Source organism: Arthrobacter subterraneus, assembly GCF_900099735.1.
Classification (GTDB): domain Bacteria; phylum Actinomycetota; class Actinomycetes; order Actinomycetales; family Micrococcaceae; genus Arthrobacter_D; species Arthrobacter_D subterraneus.
Window position 1 is genome coordinate 1 of the sequence record NZ_FNDT01000056.1, and the last position, 1,608, is coordinate 1,608.

At 55.7% G+C, this 1,608-nt stretch carries 1 rRNA gene; it reads right to left on the bottom strand.

Annotated elements, in window-relative coordinates:
• Nucleotides 1–1,297, bottom strand: a 23S ribosomal RNA gene (locus BLS52_RS18185); the annotation flags it as partial.
• Between the last annotated feature and the right edge of the window lie 311 nt (nucleotides 1,298–1,608).

Here is a 1,608-nt window from a genome sequence, read left to right on the forward strand (position 1 = left end):
AAGGGGCGGCTTGGCTAACATTTGAAATCCACAACTTCGGCGGTGTACTTGAGCCCCGCTACATTGTCGGCGCGGAATCACTTGACCAGTGAGCTATTACGCACTCTTTCAAGGATGGCTGCTTCTAAGCCAACCTCCTGGTTGTCTGAGCAACTCCACATCCTTTCCCACTTAGCACACGCTTAGGGGCCTTAGTTGGTGGTCTGGGCTGTTTCCCTCTCGACTATGAAGCTTATCCCCCACAGTCTCACTGCTGCGCTCTCACTTACCGGCATTCGGAGTTTGGCTGACGTCAGTAACCTTGTAGGGCCCATCGGCCATCCAGTAGCTCTACCTCCGGCAAGAAACACGCAACGCTGCACCTAAATGCATTTCGGGGAGAACCAGCTATCACGAAGTTTGATTGGCCTTTCACCCCTACCCACAGCTCATCCCCTCCATTTTCAACTGAAGTGGGTTCGGTCCTCCACGACGTCTTACCGTCGCTTCAACCTGGCCATGGGTAGATCACTTCGCTTCGGGTCTAGATCACGCCACTCACTCGCCCTATTCAGACTCGCTTTCGCTACGGCTTCCCCACACGGGTTAACCTCGCGACGTAACACTAACTCGCAGGCTCATTCTTCAAAAGGCACGCCATCACCAGTGGAACTGGAAAACCAGCCCACCTGCTCTGACGGATTGTAGGCACACGGTTTCAGGTACTATTTCACTCCCCTCCCGGGGTACTTTTCACCTTTCCCTCACGGTACTTGTCCGCTATCGGTCATCAGGGAGTATTTAGGCTTACCAGGTGGTCCTGGCAGATTCGCACGGGATTTCTCGGGCCCCGTACTACTTGGGATACTCTCCAAGCGGCAGCACGCATTACAGCTACGGGACTCTCACCCACTCCGGTCGGGCCTTCAAACCCGTTCACCTATACGCCTGCACTCACTTCACCAGCCCGGCAGAGCTGATACGGAAAGTCCCGCAACCCCAGTGATGCAACGCCCGCCGGCTATCACACACCACTGGTTTAGCCTCATCCGCGTTCGCTCGCCACTACTAACGGAATCACTATTGTTTTCTCTTCCTGTGGGTACTGAGATGTTTCACTTCCCCACGTTCCCCCCACGCACCCTATGTGTTCAGATACGGGTCACCCAGTCACTCGCGCGCTGGGCGGGGTTTCCCCATTCGGACATCCTGGGATCAAAGTTCGGTTATCAACTCCCCCAGGCTTATCGCAGATTCCCACGTCCTTCTTCGGCTCCTGATGCCAAGGCATCCACCGTGTGCCCTTAAAAACTTGACGATCACACACACAACCAACACCAACCCCCACACACACCACACCCCAAAGGGCACAACACGTGACAGGGACCAGCAACCAACCCCCAAAAGAAGGCCGGCCAACGGTCATGCGCGATACACAAAATTTAAGATGCTCGCGTCCACTATGCAGTTCTCAAACAACAACCCCAGTCAACACCCCACCCACACCCCACACGGGAGCACAGGCAGGCATGCCCAGGAAAACCAGAAACCCCAACAACCACACCCCACCCACACCAGGAAACCAACCACGCAAAACGCGATCCGCCCCCGACCCAGGAAGAGTCCAGC